Raw genomic sequence first — 18,407 nt, forward strand, 5'->3', positions numbered from 1 at the left:
CTGCGTCACACGGGTTCCGTGAGGAGGGCGCGGGCGCGCGCCGCGAGCTGGTGCAGCCGGGGGCCGCTGCTCTCCTCGACCGGAACCAGCGCGCGCTCGATCAGCGTCCGCGCCTCGAGCCGACGCTCGGCCCGTACCGCGGCGGCGGCGAGATCACCGATGGCCAAGTAGGACACGTGATGGTGCAGGGGCTCGCCGTCCGCGTCGAAGAGCTGCCGCAGCTGGGCAAAGGCCGGCAGGAAGTTGCCCTGCGCGAACGCCGCCATCCCTGCGGCATGGCGGGCGCGGGCGGCGATCGACCGGTACTCCCGCTCGTCGGTGTACGTCGCTGCACTGGTCAGCAGTGACTGCACCTGCTCGTGATCGCCTCGCAAGGCGAGGATCGAGGCCGTGCAGAGGTCAGCAGTCGCCGCGACAGTCTCCATGCCGTACGCGGCGGCAGCGTCGCTCGCTTCCCGGGCCGCTGTGAGCGCTTCGTCCCAGCGGCCGCTGTCGATGCACGCCCATTGGAGCGCGGACAGCGCGGCCCCACTGCGCCCCAGCATTCCCGGCGCGCGGAGCCGGCTCAGCGCCTCGCGGAGTAGCCGCACTGCGAGTTCGGTCTCGTCGAGCAACCAGGCCGACGCGCCGAGCTTGGCAAGGTCGATCACTGCCCGGGCGGCGATCCGGTGCAGCTGACCGACGCCGTCCGCGTGTGCGATCAGCGGCTCGGTGCACGCGCGTACCCACACCCGCTGCTCGTCCGCGAGGTCGTCCGGCCAATCAGCCGGCGGCCGGACCGGCTCGGGAAGCCGCTCCAGGGCACGTACGATCGCGGCCCGGTCCGCGTTCGTCCACGAGCTACCCGTCGACAGCCTGTCCAACGTCGACGGCGACAGCACCTACGTCCGAGTCCAGGTCCTCACCAACGCCGGCGCCCTCGACCGGGACAAGCAGTTGGCCGTCGTCGAGGAACTCACCTGGATCGTCGCCACCGCCGCCGGCGACCCCGGCCTCACCGACCGGACCTGGGTCCTGCTCACCGAAGCCGCACCCGGCGGCTGGGGCCTGGGCAGCCACGCCAACACCAACGACGAGCTCGTCCTCGCCGCCCGCGCCCAGATCGCGGACCTCAAGTCCCACCAGTGATTCGCCGTGGCGGAGCACTGGTCGGCCTCAAGTGTTCGGGTGATGCTGTAGGTGCTTCCTGGAGGGTGAAGGAGGGAGAAGGGTGACAGTCACGTACGTCGATGCCCTGACCAAACGGGTCACGGCGGGTAACGGGATCGACTACGCCTACCGCGAGTCCGGCGACGGCGCCGTACCGCTGGTTCTGCTGCAGCACTTCCGGGGGAACCTCGACAACTGGGATCCCGCCCTGGTCGACGCACTCGCGGCCGATCGGCAAGTCGTTGCCTTTGACAACACTGGTGTCGGTGCGTCCGGCGGGAGTACGCCGCGATCGGTCGCGGAGATGGCGCGAGACGCGCTGGCGTTCCTGGACGCGATCGGCTTCGCGCAGGTCGACCTCGTCGGCTTCTCCCTCGGTAGCTTCGTGGCGCAGGAGATCACGCTGATCCGGCCGAGCGCCGTACGTCGTCTCGTCCTTGCTTCGTCAGCGCCGCAGGGTGCGGCCGGCATGCACGGCTGGGCGCCGGACGTGATCGGCGCCGTCGGCCAACCGCAACCCAACCCGGCCGGGGTGCTCGGTGTCTTCTTCGCCAACTCCGAGACCAGCCGGCAGGCCGGGATCGACGCCTTCGGCCGGATGGCGGCCCGCACCACCGACCGCGACGACCAGACCACGTGGGCGACCCGGCTCGCGCAGTACGACGCCGTCTGTGACTGGGGTGTCCCCAACCACGCACTGCTCGAACGGGTGAGCGCCATCGAAGTCCCCGTGTTCGTCACGAACGGCGACAGCGACCCGATGATCCTGCCGCACTACTCGTACCTGCTGGCGGGCCTCATCCCGCACGCACGGATCAAGATCTACCCCGACTCCGCCCACGGATTCCTCTTCCAGCACCACACCGAGTTCGCCGCGGACGTCCACGCCTTCCTGTGACGAGGCATCGACTGACCCGGCATGTCCCTGTCGTAGTACGTGGTTGGCCACGATCTCGTGGTCGGCCGGGACCACGTGACCACCCATGGACTTCCCGAGGCGCGACGACGGGATCGGCACCCGCACTGTGATGGCAAGGGCGTTGCGAGATGCCCGCCGAGCAGGAAGGAGCCGGGAGCGTGAACGCCAGAGAAGCAAGGCCGACGGGGAACGACGGGGACAACGTTGCGGTCCAGACCGCGAACACCGGACGAGCCGGCGGCGATCTCGACGAGGCGGTCGCGACCTTCCTCAGAGTGCGACCGCGGCTGCTGGCGATCGCGTACCGATTCCTCGCCGGCACGAGCGAGGCCGAGGACATCGTGCAGGAGACCTGGCTTCGCTGGCAGAACACCGACCGCACGGTCGTCGCGAACCCGCAGGCACTCCTGGCGACGATGACCACCCGCCTCGCCATCAACGTCAGCCAGTCCGCCCGGCGACGCCGCGAAACCCCCACCGCACCCGAACCCGCCGACACCGGCAACGACCCAGCCACAACCGCCGAACACCAAGAAGCCCTCGAACAAGCCATCGCGGTCGTCCTCGACAACCTCACCCCCAAGGAACGCGCCGCCTTCATCCTCCGCGAAGCCTTCGACTACCCCTACCCGCGAATCTCGCAACTCCTCCACCTCGGCCCCGCCAACAGCAGACAACTCGTCTGCCGAGCCCGCAAACGGATCGCCGCCGACAAACAAAGAACCGTGAAGCCGGCCCTCCATCGGCATTTCCTGCACGCATTCCTCGACGCGGCCCGGGCCGGCGACCTCACCGGCTTCGAAGAACTCCTGACCGCCGATCTGGCGGCCTGATGGTGTCCCGAACGTCGGAGTCAGGGCATCGAGTCGCATCGGCTCGATGCCCTGACCCCATCCGTCCGGCTAGCCGACGGTCGCTCGCACAGCCTGCTCGATGACTTGAGTGACGGTCTTGGGGTCCGCCATCAGGCCGACATGGCCGGCGTCGAACTCCACGATCGTGGAGCCGGCCCGCTCGGCCATCGACCGCTGGACGCTGGGCGGGATGATCTTGTCCCGCGTGCCGAGGACATACCAGGACGGGATCGTCCGCCAGGCCGGCGTTCCGGACGGCTCGCCGAGTGCACCCACGGTGGCCGACCGCTGGGTGGCGAACACGACCGCCTTCTCATCGTCACTCAACCCGTTCGCGAACGACGTGAAGACCGTCGACTCCTTGAGGTACAGATCGCTGGCCGCGGTCGGCGGGAACGTCGGGGGAACAAGGTCGAAAACGGTCGTCGGGTCGACGGACAGCGCGGAATCCGGCCCGGCGAGGGCCGTCGCGTTCTCACCGGCGTCGGGCGCGAAGGCGTCGACGTACACGAGTGCCTGGATGTTGGGATTTCCGGTGGCCGCGTTGGTGATCACGGCACCGCCGTACGAGTGGCCGACCAGGACGATCGGGCCGGTCAAGCTGTCCAGGAACGCCCTGACGGACGCCGCGTCGCCCGACAGTGATCGCAGCGGATTGGCGATCGCCCTGACCTTGTAGCCCTCGTCCTGGAGCGTCGACCCGACTCGGCTCCAGCTCGAGGCATCTGCCCACGCTCCGTGCACCAGCACGATGGTGGGCGGGCTTCCGTGATTGTCGGGACTGGTCATCGATCTGTCCTATTCCGTGCGAAGGACGGCTCCAACTGTCGGCGGACTTCTGTGCTGGCGACACTCCTCGCCGGAGCGGAGTCGGAGCCGACTGCGTCTTGATCGGCTCGGTTCTAAGACCGGACACCACCCCGCTGTGTGACACGAGTCGCCGGCTCTTCCGCGAGGTCGCTTCAGAGTTCGCCGCCGAGCGCGCCGGCCAGGCCGTCCCGGGTCAGGCCGAGACCGACCAGCAATTCTGCGTCCGCGTCGTTGTCAGGGTCGATCCGATCTGGCAACTGATCCGCCACCGAATCGGCAACATCAGGTCCGTAGGCGCGACGAATGATCGCGAGCGCCTCCGCTTTCATCAGAATCGCCATGTTTGCCCGCTCCCAAGAACGCAGACGCCATCCGGCATCCACTCATCCCAAAGCTAGGACCAGACACAACCCCATGCCGTGACAACCCCATCCCGTGGCAGCGCGATACCGACCTGCAGACTCTGCGCGGCGGATCAGTTGGTTCCCGGATTCGGAGGCGCGCGTGTGATCGAGATAGTCGAGACAGGCAACGACTGCACCTGTACCGACTCCGAGAGGGAGTGCAATGACTGCCCAGCCCGACTCTGACATGCCCGGCGTTCCCGCGCGCCGGGCCGGCCGGCTCGTGGAGCTCAACGGCTGTCTGTCGCTGAAGACCCTTCCCGGCCGGGACCTGCACCCGAGCGAACTCGCCGAGCTCGCGGCCTCGATCGCAGCGCAGCCACACCTGTGGGAGGACAAGGTCAGCTACAGCGATGACGAACGCGTGTTCGCCTCGCTGCATCGCGACGCCAACGTCGACGTCTGGCTGATCTGCTGGACGCCCGTCAACGACACCGGCTGGCACGACCACGACGTCTCGTCCGGCGCGGTAGCGATTGCTCGCGGCAGCGTGGTCGAGCACAACCTGGCGATCGGCGTCGACTCGATCGAGACCGAGGTCGCCGCGGGTGACGTCTACGGCTTCGGCCCGGATCACATCCACCGCCTGACCGGCCTGGCCGAGGGCAGTGTCACCGTGCACGCCTACAGCCCGCCGTTGTGGCGGATGGGCCAGTACTCCGTCAAGGACGGCGTACTGCGCCGCACCTCCGTCTCGTACGCCGACGCGCTCCGTCCCCTCGACTGAAGCAAATCGACTGTTGCCCGCAACGGAATGACGCGGCTCCGGAGTCGGTGAGAGTAGCCTCGAATACGCTCGCCGCTCTGGTTGCATGACGGACGATCACGCCGGAGCGCCTACGTGCCCGATCGGAGGGGTTCGAATGAGCGATGTGCTCGCTGACAACACGACGAAACTTCTGCGCGGAGCCGGGCGGCACCGGGGCTGGCCGCCGGCCTACGGAATCATCGCTCTGCTCCTCGGGGTCATGGTCCTGGTCTGGCCGGGGATCTCCCTGCTGACGCTCGCTGTCGTCCTCGGCGTGTGGCTGCTCGTGCTGGGCATCATGGAGATCGCCTTCGCGTTCCAGCTCCGTTCGGCGGGCCGAACCGTCGGGCAGATGACCTCCGCGACGTAGGTCGCTCGACCGGACGGCGCGAGGTTGACGTGACCGCGGACCCTGGCAAGTCCGCGGCGCCGCAGCCGCCGGCAGGAGGGAAAGGCGGGTGGTGGCCGAAGGTACGCCCGGCCGCCTATCTCGTGCTGGGCGGTGTGTCGCTGTACCTGGTGCTCCCGAGTCTGCTTTCGGTCTTCGGCTCATGGCGATCGCTCGAGCATCTGGACTGGCCGTTCGCGATCCTGGCGTTCGCCTGCGAGATCACAAGCTATGTGTGCCTGTGGGAGGTCGATCGGATCGCATTGGGCACGCGCGCCTGGTTCCCCGTCGCCGCCGCCCAGCTCACCGGGTTCTCCGCCGGCCACGCACTGCCGGGCGGTGGCGCCACGTCCACAGCGGCCGCGACCGCGATGTTGCGCAAGGCCCGCATCGCCGAAACACAGGACATCGTCACGGCGTACGGCGCGGCCGCGATCCTGCAGATGGCGACGACGTTCTCCCTGCCCGTGCTGGCGCTACCAGCGATCCTGGGCGGTGCCGCGGTCAACCACAGCCTGGCGACGGCGGCCTACCTCGGCGTCGCCGTACTCGTGACAATCCTGGCAGTGGGTACGGCGGTGTTTGTCAGCGACAAACCCGTCGAACGGGCCGGCCGCGCCGTTCAGTGGCTCCTCAACGCGACCGTCAGACGACGCAAGCACGTGACCGACGTTCCGCAGAAGTTGCTCGCGGATCGCGACTTCGTTCGCACCACGGTCGGCAAGCGTTGGAAGGCGACACTGTTGGCGGCCGCCGGCAACAGCCTGTTCGACTACTTCGCGCTGCTCGCCGCCCTTCACGCCGTCGGAGCCGACCCGCACCCGTCGCTCGTCCTTCTCGCGTACGTCGCGGGCGAACTCCTGACGCTCCTGCCATTCACCCCCGGCGGCCTCGGCTTCGTCGAGGCCGGCCTCGTCACGACGCTCACTCTCGCGGGCGTGCCCGGCGGCGACGCCCTGGCGGCGACCCTGCTCTACCGCATCGTCTCGTACTGGCTCCCGCTCCTGGCCGGAGGCGTGGCGTACCTGCTCTTCCGCCAGCGCTACGGATCCGGCAACGCCCGGAGTTGACGTACGCCGCGTGGGTCACCGCCAGGCCCGCGTACGGCGAAGATCAGCGCGATCGGCTCGGCCAGCAACCGCCGCGCCGCAAACACCAGACACTGCACCGAGGCGCGGTCGAGCCACTGTGCGTCATCCACCACACAGGCCAGCGGCTGGTCCTCCGCCGCCGCGGCCAGCAGGCTCAAGACGGCCAGGCCGACCAGAAAACGATCCGGTGCCGGCCCTTCCCGAAGCCCGAATGCGACCGCCAACGCGGCACGCTGCGGCCTCGGCAGCTGCTCCAGCCGGGGTCCGATGAACGGCACGCACAGCTGGTGCAGCGCGGCGTAGGCGAGCTCCAGCTCCGACTCCACGCCCGACGCCCGGACCACACGCAGGTCCGATGCCGACGCCCGGCGCACCGCATAATCCAGCACGACCGTCTTGCCGATCCCGGGCTCGCCGTGCACGACCAGCACGGCGCTGTTGCCCGCCCGTGCCCGGTCGAGCACCCGATCCACTGCCCCGCGCTCGACGCGCCGGTCTAGAAGGCCCGTTCCGGGACCACCGCTGGAGACGCCCATATCGATGTCCTGCCGCTCAACTGGCAAGTCTCGCCGATCTGAGCAGCGTTGACCACCCGCCACCGGGCTAGTCGGTCAGTGGCCGAGGAGGCCGACGGCGAACGAGACGACCAGGACCGAAATCATCAGCGCCGAGACCGATTCGACAGCCATCAACAGCTTGGCCCGGACGGACAGTGGCATGGTGTCGGTCGGGCTGAAGGCCGAGGAGTTGGTGACCGACACATAGAGGTAGTCGATGAACCCCGGCGCCCAGCCGGACTTGGCCGATGACCGCTGCGCCACTTCACTGATCGCGTCGTGGTCCTCGTCCTGCGGAAAGCGGAAGTCCGCGTCGGGCAGTCGCGGCCGCGCCACCCGGAAGCGGGTGACCGGACCGCCCCTGTCGAGCTCCCAATACGCGAGCGCGAAGACGAGAACGTTCGTGAGCCACACCTGCCCAGCGGCTGCCAGCAACTGACCACCTGCCTCCGCGTCTCCTGCGACCAGTGATCGGATCAGCAGCACGAGGGCGGTCGTGTTGGACAACGCGATCAGCAACACGAGGCCGATCGACAGTCGCCTCAGCAACCGGTTCTGCCTGCCCATCCGGCGCGGATTGGCCAGGACCAAAGGGATGAACAACAGCAACTCCAGCCCTGGGACCACGAACCGTGGCCCGATCTGCAGCGCACTGGGCAGGAGGGCGTACAGCCCGATCGCCGCCACCACCCCGACGGCAGCCGGCAACCGCGGCTCACCCGGATGCGCCTGCGTCGTCGTCCGTTCGTTCATGCGGGTCACCCTGGTACACGCCTCCTCAGACCAACCACCAACGTCTGATTGGTCAGGTAACCCCGCGCGGGGCAGGTATGCGCCTGTACGCCGGATCAGGTCCAAGGCCCAGCGCAGCCGCACCGAACCGCGGACCGACGTACGCCGGTGCCCACGCCATCATCAGCCGCAGCAGCCCGACTGCTTGGTGGAGGTGTCCTCGATGACGGTCAGCAGGCCGCCGCTGATCCCAGTGGCCAGGCCCCGACCCGCCGGCGCGGAGATCTCTACGGCTTGGGGTGCCGGGCCGCAGCAACCGCCGGCCTCGTCGTCAGTGCCGCCGTACGCGAGGTTGGACGAGCAGACACCCGTCTCGGGCAGGTCGAGCTGCACGTCGCGGGCCGCGTCCCAGTCCCCGGCCAGTGCGGCGACGACTGAGCGGGCTTGTTCGTAGCCGGTCGCGAGGAGGAACGTCGGTGCCCGGCCGTAGGATTTCGCGCCGACCGCGTAGTACCCGGGTTCGGGGTGCGCGAGCTCGTCAACCCCGTGGGGCGGGACGGTGCCGCAGGAGTGCTGGTTCGGGTCGATCAGCGGTGCGAGAGCGCGGGTCGATCCCATGATCGGGTCGAGGTCGAGGCGCAGTTCGGAGACGAAGTCGTGGTCCGGGCGGAAGCCGGTCGAGTTCACCACGGTGTCGGCCACGACCCGGCGTTCGCCGGCAGCCAGTTCGACGCGGCGGTCGGCGGTGCGGGTGATCGCTTCGATCCGGAACGAGCCGACCAACTCGACGTGCCCGGACTGGACCAGCTTCCTGAGACGGCTGCCGAGCGCGCCACGGGCGGGGAGTTCGTCGGCTTCGCCGCCGCCGTACGTGCGGGCCTGGTCGGTGCCGCGCACGACCCAGACGATCTCGGTCCCGGGAACCTGCTCAGCCAGCTCGCCCAGGTCGAGGAGGGTGGTTGCCGCGGAATGACCGGCGCCGACGACCGCGGTACGACGTCCCGCGTAGCGATCACGGTCGACGCCAAGGACGTCGGGCAGGGCGTCGGCGATGCCGTCCGCTGCGGTGGCTTCACCTTGGGCGGGGATGCCGGAACCGCCGAGGACGTTCGGCTTGCGCCAGGTGCCGGCGGCGTCGATCACCGCGGAGGCGAGTAGCTCGGCTCCGCCGGCAAGGCGGATCAGGAATGGCGCGGCTTCGCGGCCGGCGGTGCGGATTCGGTCGAAGCCGACCCGGGTGACGGCGACGACGGTTGCGTCGTACCGAATGCGGTCGTTGAGCTGTGGCGTCTTGGTCAGCGGTGCGAGATACGAGTCGATCAGGTCACCACCGGTAGGGAGCGTGCCCAGGTCGGGCTCCGTCCATCCGCTCGCCTCGAGTAGGCGCCGGGCGGCGGAGTCGATGTCGTAGCGCCATGGGCTGAACAGCTTCACATGCCGCCATTCACCGATCGCCGCCGCGACGGTCGGCCCGGACTCCAGCACGACGAAGTCCAGCCCGCGTTCCGCGAGGTGTGCTGCCGCGGCCAGGCCGACCGGCCCCGCACCGATGACGACCACCGGCGCCGCTGTCTGCTCGCTCACGATTCCAACTCCCTGTCTAGAAGATCATCGAAACAACAGCTAGCTTGCCTCGTGATTAGACAAGAGTCAAGATAGACCTATGTCGAAACAGGAACTCACGCTGACGCCCGTCGGGACCGGTGGTTGTTGTGCGCCGATCTCCGATGCTGCACTCGATGCAGCCGGGGCGGCCGAGGGTGCGGCGGTGTTCAAGGCGCTGGCCGACCCGATCCGGCTCCGCCTCCTGTCGATGATCACGTCCGCGGGCGATGAGATGTGCGTGTGCGACCTGACCCCACAGTTCGAGGTGAGCGGACCAACGATCTCCCATCACCTGAAGGTGCTCCGCGAGGCCGGCCTGGTCGACTGCGAGCGGCGGGGCACATGGGTCTACTACTGGCCCGTGCCTGAACGGCTGCAATGGATCTCGACTCTTCTCGCTGTGCCGGAGCCTGTGTCGCCTCGCTGATTCACGGTCGCGCCGATCTGAACTGATGTAGGCCACGCCGGCTTGACTCCGGCAGATACCTCAGTGAGCATTGAGTCAATGAACACTGAGCGACTGACCTTGGCTGAACGAGCCCGCATCCATGCGGCACTCGGCGATCCTGCGCGGCTCGCGATCGTGGACACTCTGGTCGCGGGTGACGCGGCGCCGGGCGAGCTGGGGGCTGCGCTGGACCTGCCGACCAACCTGGTCGCCCATCATCTGAAGGTGCTGGAGGATGCCGGCCTGGTCTTGCGTACCCGGTCCGAGGGTGACCGTCGGCGTACCTATGTCCGGCTCCGACCGGACGCGCTGACCGCGATCGCCACTCCTGCGCTGCTCGCGGCGAAACGGGTCGTGTTCGTCTGCACCCAGAACTCCGCACGCTCACAACTCGCCGCGGCGATCTGGTCCCGCCGCAGCCATGTGCCGGCTGTCTCCGCAGGCACCCAACCGGCCGAGCGCGTCCATCCACGGGCGTTGAAGATCGCCCGCCGCCACGGTCTGGACCCCGTTGACTGGCACACCTCCAACCTGGGTGACGTCGTACGACGCGATGACCTGCTGATCGCCGTGTGCGACAACGCTTATGAGCATCTGCCGTCCGAGCAGCGGCCCCGGTTGCACTGGTCGATTCCCGATCCGGCACCGATGGACACCGACGCGGCTTTCGAGTCCGCCTACACCGAGATCGCCGACCGGATCGATCGGCTGGCGCCTGCACTGTCGCCCGAGGCGACCGACTCCACCCGGAGCACACCATGACCGAACTCACCTGGCACCGGCACGCCGACCTCTCCATCGACCAACATCTCGCCCTGCGCACCGCCTCCGTACGACTCACCGATGAGTTCTCCGACATCTACGGTCCGGAGACGATCGAACGGTTCCTGCACTCCAGCTACGACCAGTTCGTCACCGGAAGCACCATCCCCAACTTCCTCCCCCTGCTGGCCGAACGGTTCGCGCGGCAACGCCTCACGGCACTCGCACGGGTCGAAGGTCACCGCGACGACGGCAAACCCGTCGTGCTGTTCCTCTGCGTCCACAACGCCGGCCGGTCCCAGATCGCGCTCGGGTTCTTCCAGCACCTGGCCGGCGACAACGCGATCGCCTGGTCCGGCGGCTCCGAACCCGGCATCGACATCAACCCGGCCGCTGTCGGCGCGATGGCCGAACGCGGCATCGACATCTCCACCGAATACCCCAAGCCCTGGACCGACGAGGTTGTCCGCGCCGCCGACGTGGTGGTCACGATGGGCTGCGGCGACGCGTGCCCGATCTTCCCCGGCACGCGCTACGAGAACTGGGACCTGGACGACCCCAATGGACTCGACGTCGCCGACGTCCGCCCGATCCGCGACGAGATCGAACGCCGCGTCCGCGTCCTGCTCGACGAACTCGCCGTACCGGTGAGCCGCGGATGAGCCACGCACAACCGTTGTGGCGCCGCGCGGTCGCCGAGGCTTTGGGGACCGGGTTGCTCGTCACCGTCGTTGTCGGCTCCGGCATCGCCGCGGCCAGCCTGTCGCCCAGCGACACCGGCGTACAGCTCCTGGAGAACTCTTTCGCCACCGCGCTCGGGCTGGCGGTACTGATCCTCATGCTCGGTCCCGTGTCCGGCGCCCACTTCAACCCGGCCGTGTCCGTGATCGACTGGTGGCTCGGCCAGCGCACAGGCAGCGGGCTGGCGGGCCGCGACCTCGCCGCCTACATCCCCGCTCAAATCGGCGGCGGCGTCGCCGGGGCGATTCTCGCGAACCTCATGTACGGCGAGCCCGCGGTCTCCTGGTCCACCAAGGATCGATCTGCCGGACATCTGTACCTTGGCGAGACTGTTGCAACGGCCGGTCTGATCCTGCTGATCTTCGCGCTCGCCTGGTCCGGCCGAGCCCAGCTCGCACCTGTTGCCGTAGGCGCCTATATCGGGGCCGCGTACTGGTTCACCTCGTCCACCTCGTTCGCCAACCCGGCGGTCACCATCGGGCGCGCGTTCAGCGACACCTTCGCCGGCATCGCGCCCAGCTCGGTGCCCGGCTTCATCTTCTTCCAGGCCTTCGGCGCCATCCTCGGCGCTGCCCTCGTCGTGGTCCTCTACCCCCGCGCGAGCGAGGCCGCGGACAACGTGGTCACACCTCAATCAGACACCACCCACACAGGAGCATCCGCGTGAGCAAACCCGCTGTTCTGTTCGTCTGCATCCACAACGCCGGCCGCTCACAGATGGCCGCCGGCTGGCTGCGCCACCTTGCCGGCGACCGCATCGAAGTCCGGTCCGCCGGGTCCGAACCCGCCAGCCAGATCAATCCCGTCGCCGTCGAAGCGATGCGCGAAGTCGGCATCGACATCACCGGCGCCGTGCCGCACATCCTCGAAACCGAAGACGTGCGCGACAGCGACGTCGTCATCACCATGGGCTGCGGCGACGCGTGCCCGATCTTCCCCGGTAAACGCTACGAAGACTGGGAACTCACCGACCCCGCCGGCCAACCCATCGAGATCGTCCGCGAAGTCCGCGACGACATCCGTAGCCGGGTCGAGAAGCTCGTCGCCGAACTACAGGCCGCATGACGTCTCGACGGCGATCGCCGAAACCGACATCGCCGAGCCTCAGAAGACGGAGGAGCCAACGAGTTGTCCGATGCCGAACGTCACCGCCATCGCGATGGCGCCACCCACCACGAGCCTGCTGACGGCGGGCGCCCATCGAGTCTGGCCCAGGCGTGCGCTCAGCACGCCGGTTCCGGCCAGGGCGAGCAGAACGGCAGCGAAGGTGACGGGGACACGGATTCCCGGCGGTGGAAGCAAGATCGCGACCAAAGGCAGTAACGCGCCCACGGTGAAAGCCAGGGCGGACGCGCCGGCAGCGTGCCAAGGGTTGGTCAGCTCATCGGGGTCGATCCCGAGCTCGGCCTCGGCGTGCGCCGCGAAAGCATCCCGCTCGGTGAGCTCGGCCGCAACCAGCTTTGCCGTCTCGGGGCGCAGGCCTTTGTCCACGTAAAGGGCAGCCAACTCGTCCAACTCGTCCTCCGGTGACGCGGCCAGCTCTGCTCGCTCCTTAGCCAGCAGGGCTTGCTCGGAGTCACGTTGGCTGCTGACCGAGACGTACTCGCCCAGCGCCATCGACACCGCACCCGCAGTCAGGCCTGCCACGCCCGCTGTCAGGATGGCGGTCGTCGAAGTGGTCGCGCCGGCCACTCCGACGACCAGCCCTGCTGTCGAGACGATGCCGTCATTGGCGCCCAGCACACCGGCACGAAGCCAGTTCAGACGTCCGGCCAGTCCCCCACGATGCGGTTCATCAGGGTGGGTAGCAGCCTCGTCACGCCGAGACACTTTGCTTCAGCCTCCGTCCTGGTGCTGCTCGGCCGGAGCCTCAGTTGTCATGTCGACTATGCCTGTGGGTTGTCATCGGTGAGCGGTATCCGAGCGCCCTGAGCACTGTCGACTCTGATCCGCCCGGATGCCAGCTGTCTGACCGCTCAGCGTCCGCGAGCTGCCCGAAGGCGGCGCGGACCAGGTCCGTGGCCGAACTGCTGTCGGTGACGGCAGCAGCCGCCTGGTCCAAGAGCATCGCCGCCGACTGAACTCGCTGGTTGTGCTCCGCACGCCGGTCGGCGCGCAGGAGAACGGCCAGATCGCGGAGCCGGGCCGCTGGATCAGGCGCTGGACTGGAATGGGTGACCGGACTCGTCGTGACGACTGTTGGCCGGGGCGTCGGCTCGTTCCGGCTCGGCCGCCCCGTCGACGACGCTCGCGGCGAGCTCGGCCGAGCACTCGCCAGAACCGGATGGCTCGGCCGGATATCGATCGACGCAGGGGTGCTCTGTGCCTGTTCTTCACCGGCGGCGCCGAACAGCACGGCGCCCGCGGCCACGACGATGACCGCGCTGACCACGCTGCCCGCCCCTGTCAGGCGGCGAGCACGGGCCATGATCGGCGTCCGGCGCCGGAACAAGGGAGGCGGCACGGTCAGTCGGATGACCGGCACATCGGTGGCTGTGTCCGACCGAGGTGGGTCTGTGTCAGCGGCCGGGACCGCGAGGACCAGGGTCCGCTCCGGCGCCGTCGCGAGACGGGCCTCGAACTCCGTGGCCGACGCCGGACGTTGGCACGGGTCCTTGGCCAGCAACCCGTCGATCAGGCTCGTAACACGGTTGTCGGCGTCCGGAAGCCGCTGTTGCACAGGAGTCACGGGTACGCCGACCTGCGACGCCGGCACCGACTCGGCGTCGCCGGTGAAAGGCGGCCGTCCGACCAAGAGCTGATGGAGCACACAACCGAGGCCGTACCAGTCGCTCGCGGTGCTCGCCGGTTGTCCGGACGCGCGCTCCGGTGCGATGTAGGCCGGATCACCGGCCGGCCGGCCGGTGTCGGGGTCCACCGTGAGTGCGTTGGACGGCCCGGTGATCTTCACGCTGCCGCTGTCGGTCAGTAGCAGGTCTCGCGGCTCCACGCGGCCGAGCACGGACCCAGTCGCATGGACGGCCTCCAAACCGCGCGCCAGTTGTACGGCCACGTCGGCGACCTGTGCCCCCGGCAGTGGCCCGCGGGTGCGTACCAGCGCCGCGAGGTCAGTTCCCTCGACGAACTCTGTGACGAGGTAATCCCGGCCGTCGGCGGCACGGCCTGCGTCATACGTCCGCAAGACGTTCGGGTGCACGACCCCGGCCACCGGGAGTCGACCGTGCGCCGGTTTCCCGTCCGGGACACGGATCCGACGGCCTGGCTCCGACAACCAGATCACCACCGGACGACGCATCGCCAAGTCCACCGCCAGCCACCGCTCACCCGTCCCGTCTCGCTCCAGCAGACCGCGGATGTCGTATCTCCCCGTGAGCAACTCGTCGCCCACCCATGCCTCCGTCTCTAGGAGTCGGAAAATACAGATAACAGCCTGGTAACGCAAGCGCACCCAACAGCGGAGTGACGATGTCCGGCTGCAGCCGCGACAGCCATTGATTCGATGCATCGACGCGGGGCGCCGCGGGTATACCCTCAGCCGTCTGAGCCATCGGGGGCCCCTACTGCCAGGAGAAGTCACGCATGTCGTCCCATCGACCTGCCTCGATGCGGATGTACGGACCAGCTGCGAAGTTGCGCTGGTTCGCCGGGTACATCGCCGTCCTTCTGCTTCCGTTCCTCCTCACCTGGTTCGTCTTGCGCGGCAGCCGCATCAGGCCGGGCGAAGGGCTGGCGCTGAGTGCCGGCATCGTCGGATTCTCGGCGCTGGCGGTCGCGGTGGTGCTTCCCGCCCGGCTCCGGCGACTCGTCGCTACCTTCGGGATCGAGACGGTGCTCCGGATTCATCGCGTGATCGCCATGCTGGCCGGAGTCCTGGTCCTGGTGCACGTGGTAGTCGTGCTCTTCGTCGACCCACGCGGACTGCACATCTTCGAACTCTGGCACACCACCTGGGCGGCACGAGCCGCGACGGCGTCGACCGCGGCGCTGGTCCTGATGATCAGTCTCGCCATCCGGCGCCGTCGCCGCCAGCCGCGCTACGAGGGCTGGCGACTGGTGCACAACGGCCTCGCGGCGATCGTGCTCGCCGGTGCCTGGCTGCATGTGTGGTTCCTCGGCCATCTGGTCCACCATCCACTGCTCGGCGGCTGGTTCATCCTCGTCGGTGGCCTGGCGGCCGGGCTCGCCGCACGCCGATGGATCTGGCTACCGCTACAAGCCCGGCGCAACGTGTACAGCGTCGAGACCGTGCGCCCGGAGCCCGGTGATGCCGTCACCCTGGTGCTCCGGGCCGACGGTCACGACGGCATGCAGTTCCACGCCGGCCAGTTCGCCTGGATCAAGATCGGCTCGACGCCGTTCGTGTTCGAGGAGCACCCGTTCAGCGTTGCCTCGACGGCCGAGCATCCCGAACACGTCGAGTTCACGATCAAGGCGCTCGGCGACTTCACCGAACTGGTCAGCGCACTACGGCCTGGCCGGCGGGTGTACCTCGACGGCCCGTACGGCGGATTCACGATCGAGGGACACACCGCCTCGGAGGGTTTCGTGATGATTGCCGGCGGGGTCGGGATCACGCCACTGCTGAGCATGCTGCGCACCCTCGCCGATCGCGGCGACCCGCGCCGGCATCGGCTGATCGTCGGAGCCCGGACCGAGGACCGGATGCTGTTACGCCCGAGCATCGATGAACTCCGCGGCCGGCTGAACCTCAAGGTGATCGAAGTCGTGGAGTCCCCGGGCGCCCAATGGCGCGGCGAGGTCGGCCGGATCGACCTGCACCTGCTGTCCCGGGTGCTGCCCCGGCGTGCCCGGCACCTCGACTACTTCCTCTGCGGTCCGCCGACGATGGTGTCCGGGATCTGCGAGGACCTGCGTGACCTCGGAGTCCCGCTGCGCCGCGTCCACACGGAACTGTTCAGCTCGGTCTGACGCTCGATCCACAACGAGACGGGCCGGGCCTTCCTGCACGCACACATGGACTTGCCACCAGCCGGCGCTGAAGGACCTGCTGAACGCGTGTCGAAAGGCCGTGTCACGCAAAGGGGAGCCCGCAGAAGGCTGGAGTTGAGGGAAGGAGGGCTCATGTCTGTCCAGCATCCTTTGCCCAGGGTGGTCGCGCTGGCTGCGGTTTGCCGGTGCGTCGCGTCCACGATGCGGCTGCTCGCACAACGACGCGTGCATCAGCCGCGCGAGTACGTCGGCAGATGGCTACGGTTCGCCGACCGGACAGAGGGCCGGGTGTACCGGGAGACCGTGGTCGATCGGCCCACCCCGGCGGATCCGTGCGTACTGGTGGTCGCGTTTCGGCTGCGTGGTGTGCATGGCCGGGGACACGCCGTGTTCCGGTGGGAGTCCTGGTTCAACACCCCGCTGTTCGTCGGCTTCCCCGGCTTCGTGTCCAAGCTGTGGTTGGCCCATGACGACGTCGGCACCTACCGGGGACTTTACGAGTGGGACGGCGCCGAGTCGGCCGAGGCATATGCGCGCGCACTGTGGCGGGTGCTCGAGCTAGTGAGTGTGAAAGGCTCGATCCATTACCACGTGGTGCCCGATATGCGACGCGACGAACTGCTTCGCGATCCGCACCTACTGGACCCCGTCCAGCCGGCGAACCAGGAGACATGGTGGCGCATGGTCGGCGCAAGCTGAGCGAGCCCGTCGATGTTCTCGTGGTCGGCGCAGGGCCGACCGGACTGACGACGGCTCTCCAGGCTCACGCTCACGGTGCGACCGTCCGGGTCGTGGAACGACGCCACGAGGCCTTCCGCCCCTCGCGGGCGATGATCATGCACCCGCGGACGTTGGAGTGCCTTCGACCTCTCGGCGTGACCGGAGAGCTGCTCGACCGAGGCGACGCGTCGCCGAGCGCCGAACTGCATCTGGGCCGAAGCCGGGTGTCTGTCCCGTTGGCCGAGTTCCTCCTGCCCGACACCGCGTTTCCGCACCTGACCCTGGTGAGGCAAATGGACGTCGAGACTGTCCTCGCGCAGGCCCTGACTCGGCGCGGCGTCCGCATCGATCGCGGTGTCGAACTGATTGACATCGCCCCGGACACCGCCGGCGTCCGGGCCACACTCCGGTCGGCAGACGGAATCACGCGGGCATCGTGCCGATTCGTGGCTGGCTGCGACGGTCCGGGGAGCACCGTGCGTACGCTCACCGGAATCGGCTGGCGGGGCGCGGCGTACAACGAGGAGGTCGTGCTGGCCGACCTGGAGTTGGATGGCGATCTGGCCCCGGGGGTCCTGCATGTCGCCGCCGGGCGGGGCGGCCTGCTCTTCCTCTTCGCCCTCGGGGAGGGCGCGCGATGGCGACTGCTCGCGACCCGGCCGGCTCAGGGGCCTGTCGTCGAGGGAATCGGGCCGCCGGTGCCCGCCGTAGAGCTCCAGCAGTTGCTCGACGAGTCCACGCAGGACATCGCGATCGGCCACGTCCAATGGTCAGCCCGGATCCGCGTGCAGCATCGGTTGGCCGCGGCGTACCGGGATCGCCGGCTCTTCCTGGCCGGCGATGCGGCCCACACACACTCCCCCGCCGGCGCGCAGGGCATGAACCTCGGGATCCAGGACGCGGTCAACCTGGGCTGGAAGCTGGCGTACGCCGGAGGCGGTGAGCGGACCGAACTGCTCGACTCCTACGATCAGGAACGTCGGCCGGTCGCGCGGCAGGTGCTGGCCATGACGCACCTGATCTTCTTCGCCGAAGCGTCCACACATCCGCTGCCGGCCTTCGTTCGCGGGACACTGGCACCCTTCGCGGCTCCCGTCGTTCCGCTCTTCCTCCGGCAGCGGCGGTTGGTCGCCGAGGCCGTCCGCACGCTGTCCCAGCTCAGAGTGAGTTACCGCGGCAGTGTCTTGTCGAGACCCAGGACGTCGATGATCGATCGACACCTCCGACCCGGTGACCGGTTGCCGGACGCAACCGTGACGAGCGACGGGCGAACGGTCCGATTGCACGAACTCACTGCGTTGCCAGGCGTGCACGTTCTGCTCCAGCGCGACGCGCAACTGCTGGGTTCGGACGACTTCGGCCCCCGTGTTCAGGTGCACCACCTGAGCAGTCGGCCGGGTCACGGCATCGTGGCCGTCCGCCCTGATGGCCACCTGGGCTACCAGTCGAGCACGACCGACCCGGGCGCCCTCCGGGCGTGGCTCGAACTCGTCGGAGCCGTCCCACCCGGCGCGTGCTGACTGTCGGTCAGACCGTCGGGGTGGGGACCTTCGGCCCTGGGGTTCGGG

Annotated in this window: 22 protein-coding genes; 14 read left to right on the forward strand and 8 right to left on the reverse strand. The window is 68.6% G+C overall.

The window, feature by feature from the left end:
* Positions 1 to 5 precede the first annotated feature (5 nt).
* Positions 6 to 731 carry a hypothetical protein gene (locus tag OG555_RS39335; RefSeq protein WP_329478630.1) on the reverse strand — a complete coding sequence of 242 codons (726 nt, stop codon included), beginning with the start codon at positions 729 to 731 and terminating at the stop codon, positions 6 to 8.
* Between OG555_RS39335 and OG555_RS39340 the strand changes: the two genes are divergently transcribed.
* The 3 genes from OG555_RS39340 to OG555_RS39350 all read left to right on the forward strand — a co-directional run bounded on the left by OG555_RS39340 (position 712) and on the right by OG555_RS39350 (position 2,901).
* On the forward strand, positions 712 to 1,128 hold the full coding sequence (locus OG555_RS39340; protein WP_329478632.1) for a tautomerase family protein: 417 nt from the start codon (positions 712 to 714) through the stop codon (positions 1,126 to 1,128). The two genes, OG555_RS39335 and OG555_RS39340, sit on opposite strands and share 20 nt — an antisense overlap.
* A gap of 82 nt (positions 1,129 to 1,210) precedes the next feature.
* A complete protein-coding gene (locus tag OG555_RS39345; RefSeq protein ID WP_329478634.1) occupies positions 1,211 to 2,047 on the forward strand; it encodes an alpha/beta fold hydrolase in 837 nt (278 codons plus the stop codon).
* A gap of 179 nt (positions 2,048 to 2,226) precedes the next feature.
* The gene (locus OG555_RS39350) at positions 2,227 to 2,901 is read left to right on the forward strand and encodes a sigma-70 family RNA polymerase sigma factor (RefSeq protein WP_329478636.1); all 675 of its coding nucleotides are present in this window, start codon (positions 2,227 to 2,229) and stop codon (positions 2,899 to 2,901) included.
* 69 nt (positions 2,902 to 2,970) lie between these two features.
* Here the strand turns inward: OG555_RS39350 and OG555_RS39355 are convergent, their stop codons facing one another.
* Together OG555_RS39355 and OG555_RS39360 are read right to left on the reverse strand one after the other, a co-directional pair.
* A complete protein-coding gene (locus tag OG555_RS39355; protein WP_329478638.1) occupies positions 2,971 to 3,711 on the reverse strand; it encodes an alpha/beta fold hydrolase in 741 nt (246 codons plus the stop codon).
* 173 nt (positions 3,712 to 3,884) lie between these two features.
* Positions 3,885 to 4,073, reverse strand: coding sequence for a hypothetical protein (locus tag OG555_RS39360; RefSeq protein ID WP_329478640.1), 189 nt, complete (start codon positions 4,071 to 4,073; stop codon positions 3,885 to 3,887).
* Between the two features lie 226 nt (positions 4,074 to 4,299).
* Here OG555_RS39360 and OG555_RS39365 point away from each other — a divergent pair, with 226 nt between their 5' ends.
* The 3 genes from OG555_RS39365 (at position 4,300) to OG555_RS39375 (ending at position 6,342) form a co-directional block, all read left to right on the forward strand.
* On the forward strand, positions 4,300 to 4,863 hold the full coding sequence (locus OG555_RS39365) for a cysteine dioxygenase (RefSeq protein WP_329478642.1): 564 nt from the start codon (positions 4,300 to 4,302) through the stop codon (positions 4,861 to 4,863).
* Positions 4,864 to 4,999: 136 nt separating this feature from the next.
* Positions 5,000 to 5,254 carry a DUF308 domain-containing protein gene (locus OG555_RS39370; RefSeq protein ID WP_329478644.1) on the forward strand — a complete coding sequence of 85 codons (255 nt, stop codon included), beginning with the start codon at positions 5,000 to 5,002 and terminating at the stop codon, positions 5,252 to 5,254.
* A gap of 29 nt (positions 5,255 to 5,283) precedes the next feature.
* Positions 5,284 to 6,342 carry a lysylphosphatidylglycerol synthase transmembrane domain-containing protein gene (locus tag OG555_RS39375; RefSeq protein ID WP_329478646.1) on the forward strand — a complete coding sequence of 353 codons (1,059 nt, stop codon included), beginning with the start codon at positions 5,284 to 5,286 and terminating at the stop codon, positions 6,340 to 6,342.
* Here the strand turns inward: OG555_RS39375 and OG555_RS39380 are convergent.
* The 3 genes from OG555_RS39380 to OG555_RS39390 all read right to left on the reverse strand — a co-directional run bounded on the left by OG555_RS39380 (position 6,315) and on the right by OG555_RS39390 (position 9,236).
* Positions 6,315 to 6,899, reverse strand: a complete 585-nt coding sequence (locus OG555_RS39380) for an ATP-binding protein (RefSeq protein ID WP_329478648.1) — start codon at positions 6,897 to 6,899, stop codon at positions 6,315 to 6,317. The genes OG555_RS39375 and OG555_RS39380 overlap by 28 nt on opposite strands.
* Positions 6,900 to 6,974: 75 nt before the next feature.
* The gene (locus tag OG555_RS39385) at positions 6,975 to 7,673 is read right to left on the reverse strand and encodes a hypothetical protein (RefSeq protein ID WP_329478650.1); all 699 of its coding nucleotides are present in this window, start codon (positions 7,671 to 7,673) and stop codon (positions 6,975 to 6,977) included.
* 162 nt (positions 7,674 to 7,835) lie between these two features.
* Positions 7,836 to 9,236 carry an FAD-dependent oxidoreductase gene (locus OG555_RS39390; protein ID WP_329478653.1) on the reverse strand — a complete coding sequence of 467 codons (1,401 nt, stop codon included), beginning with the start codon at positions 9,234 to 9,236 and terminating at the stop codon, positions 7,836 to 7,838.
* Positions 9,237 to 9,315: 79 nt separating this feature from the next.
* Between OG555_RS39390 and OG555_RS39395 the strand changes: the two genes are divergently transcribed.
* The 5 genes from OG555_RS39395 to OG555_RS39415 all read left to right on the forward strand — a co-directional run bounded on the left by OG555_RS39395 (position 9,316) and on the right by OG555_RS39415 (position 12,273).
* On the forward strand, positions 9,316 to 9,684 hold the full coding sequence (locus OG555_RS39395; protein WP_329478656.1) for an ArsR/SmtB family transcription factor: 369 nt from the start codon (positions 9,316 to 9,318) through the stop codon (positions 9,682 to 9,684).
* 78 nt (positions 9,685 to 9,762) lie between these two features.
* On the forward strand, positions 9,763 to 10,467 hold the full coding sequence (locus tag OG555_RS39400) for an arsenate reductase/protein-tyrosine-phosphatase family protein (RefSeq protein ID WP_329478658.1): 705 nt from the start codon (positions 9,763 to 9,765) through the stop codon (positions 10,465 to 10,467).
* Complete coding sequence (locus OG555_RS39405; RefSeq protein ID WP_329478661.1) at positions 10,464 to 11,129, forward strand: arsenate reductase ArsC; 666 nt, start codon at positions 10,464 to 10,466, stop codon at positions 11,127 to 11,129. The genes OG555_RS39400 and OG555_RS39405 overlap by 4 nt, the downstream gene beginning before the upstream one ends.
* Positions 11,126 to 11,875 (forward strand): MIP/aquaporin family protein, encoded by a 750-nt coding sequence (locus OG555_RS39410; RefSeq protein ID WP_329478663.1) that lies wholly within the window; start codon positions 11,126 to 11,128, stop codon positions 11,873 to 11,875. The genes OG555_RS39405 and OG555_RS39410 overlap by 4 nt, the downstream gene beginning before the upstream one ends.
* Positions 11,872 to 12,273, forward strand: coding sequence for an arsenate reductase ArsC (locus OG555_RS39415; protein ID WP_442914468.1), 402 nt, complete (start codon positions 11,872 to 11,874; stop codon positions 12,271 to 12,273). Before OG555_RS39410 ends, OG555_RS39415 begins: the two co-directional genes overlap by 4 nt.
* Positions 12,274 to 12,312: 39 nt before the next feature.
* Here the strand turns inward: OG555_RS39415 and OG555_RS39420 are convergent, their stop codons facing one another.
* Both OG555_RS39420 and OG555_RS39425 read right to left on the reverse strand, forming a co-directional pair.
* A complete protein-coding gene (locus tag OG555_RS39420; protein WP_329478666.1) occupies positions 12,313 to 12,951 on the reverse strand; it encodes a VIT1/CCC1 transporter family protein in 639 nt (212 codons plus the stop codon).
* A 127-nt stretch (positions 12,952 to 13,078) separates the two neighbouring features.
* Positions 13,079 to 14,557, reverse strand: a complete 1,479-nt coding sequence (locus tag OG555_RS39425; protein WP_329478668.1) for a serine/threonine-protein kinase — start codon at positions 14,555 to 14,557, stop codon at positions 13,079 to 13,081.
* Positions 14,558 to 14,748: 191 nt separating this feature from the next.
* Between OG555_RS39425 and OG555_RS39430 the strand changes: the two genes are divergently transcribed.
* From OG555_RS39430 to OG555_RS39440, 3 genes are all read left to right on the forward strand, one after another.
* A complete protein-coding gene (locus tag OG555_RS39430) occupies positions 14,749 to 16,098 on the forward strand; it encodes a ferredoxin reductase family protein (protein ID WP_329478670.1) in 1,350 nt (449 codons plus the stop codon).
* A gap of 153 nt (positions 16,099 to 16,251) precedes the next feature.
* The gene (locus OG555_RS39435) at positions 16,252 to 16,818 is read left to right on the forward strand and encodes a hypothetical protein (protein ID WP_329478672.1); all 567 of its coding nucleotides are present in this window, start codon (positions 16,252 to 16,254) and stop codon (positions 16,816 to 16,818) included.
* The gene (locus OG555_RS39440) at positions 16,791 to 18,359 is read left to right on the forward strand and encodes an FAD-dependent monooxygenase (protein ID WP_329478674.1); all 1,569 of its coding nucleotides are present in this window, start codon (positions 16,791 to 16,793) and stop codon (positions 18,357 to 18,359) included. The genes OG555_RS39435 and OG555_RS39440 overlap by 28 nt, the downstream gene beginning before the upstream one ends.
* Positions 18,360 to 18,407: the final 48 nt, after the last annotated feature.

It is taken from the genome of Kribbella sp. NBC_01484 (assembly GCF_036227145.1).
GTDB lineage: Bacteria > Actinomycetota > Actinomycetes > Propionibacteriales > Kribbellaceae > Kribbella.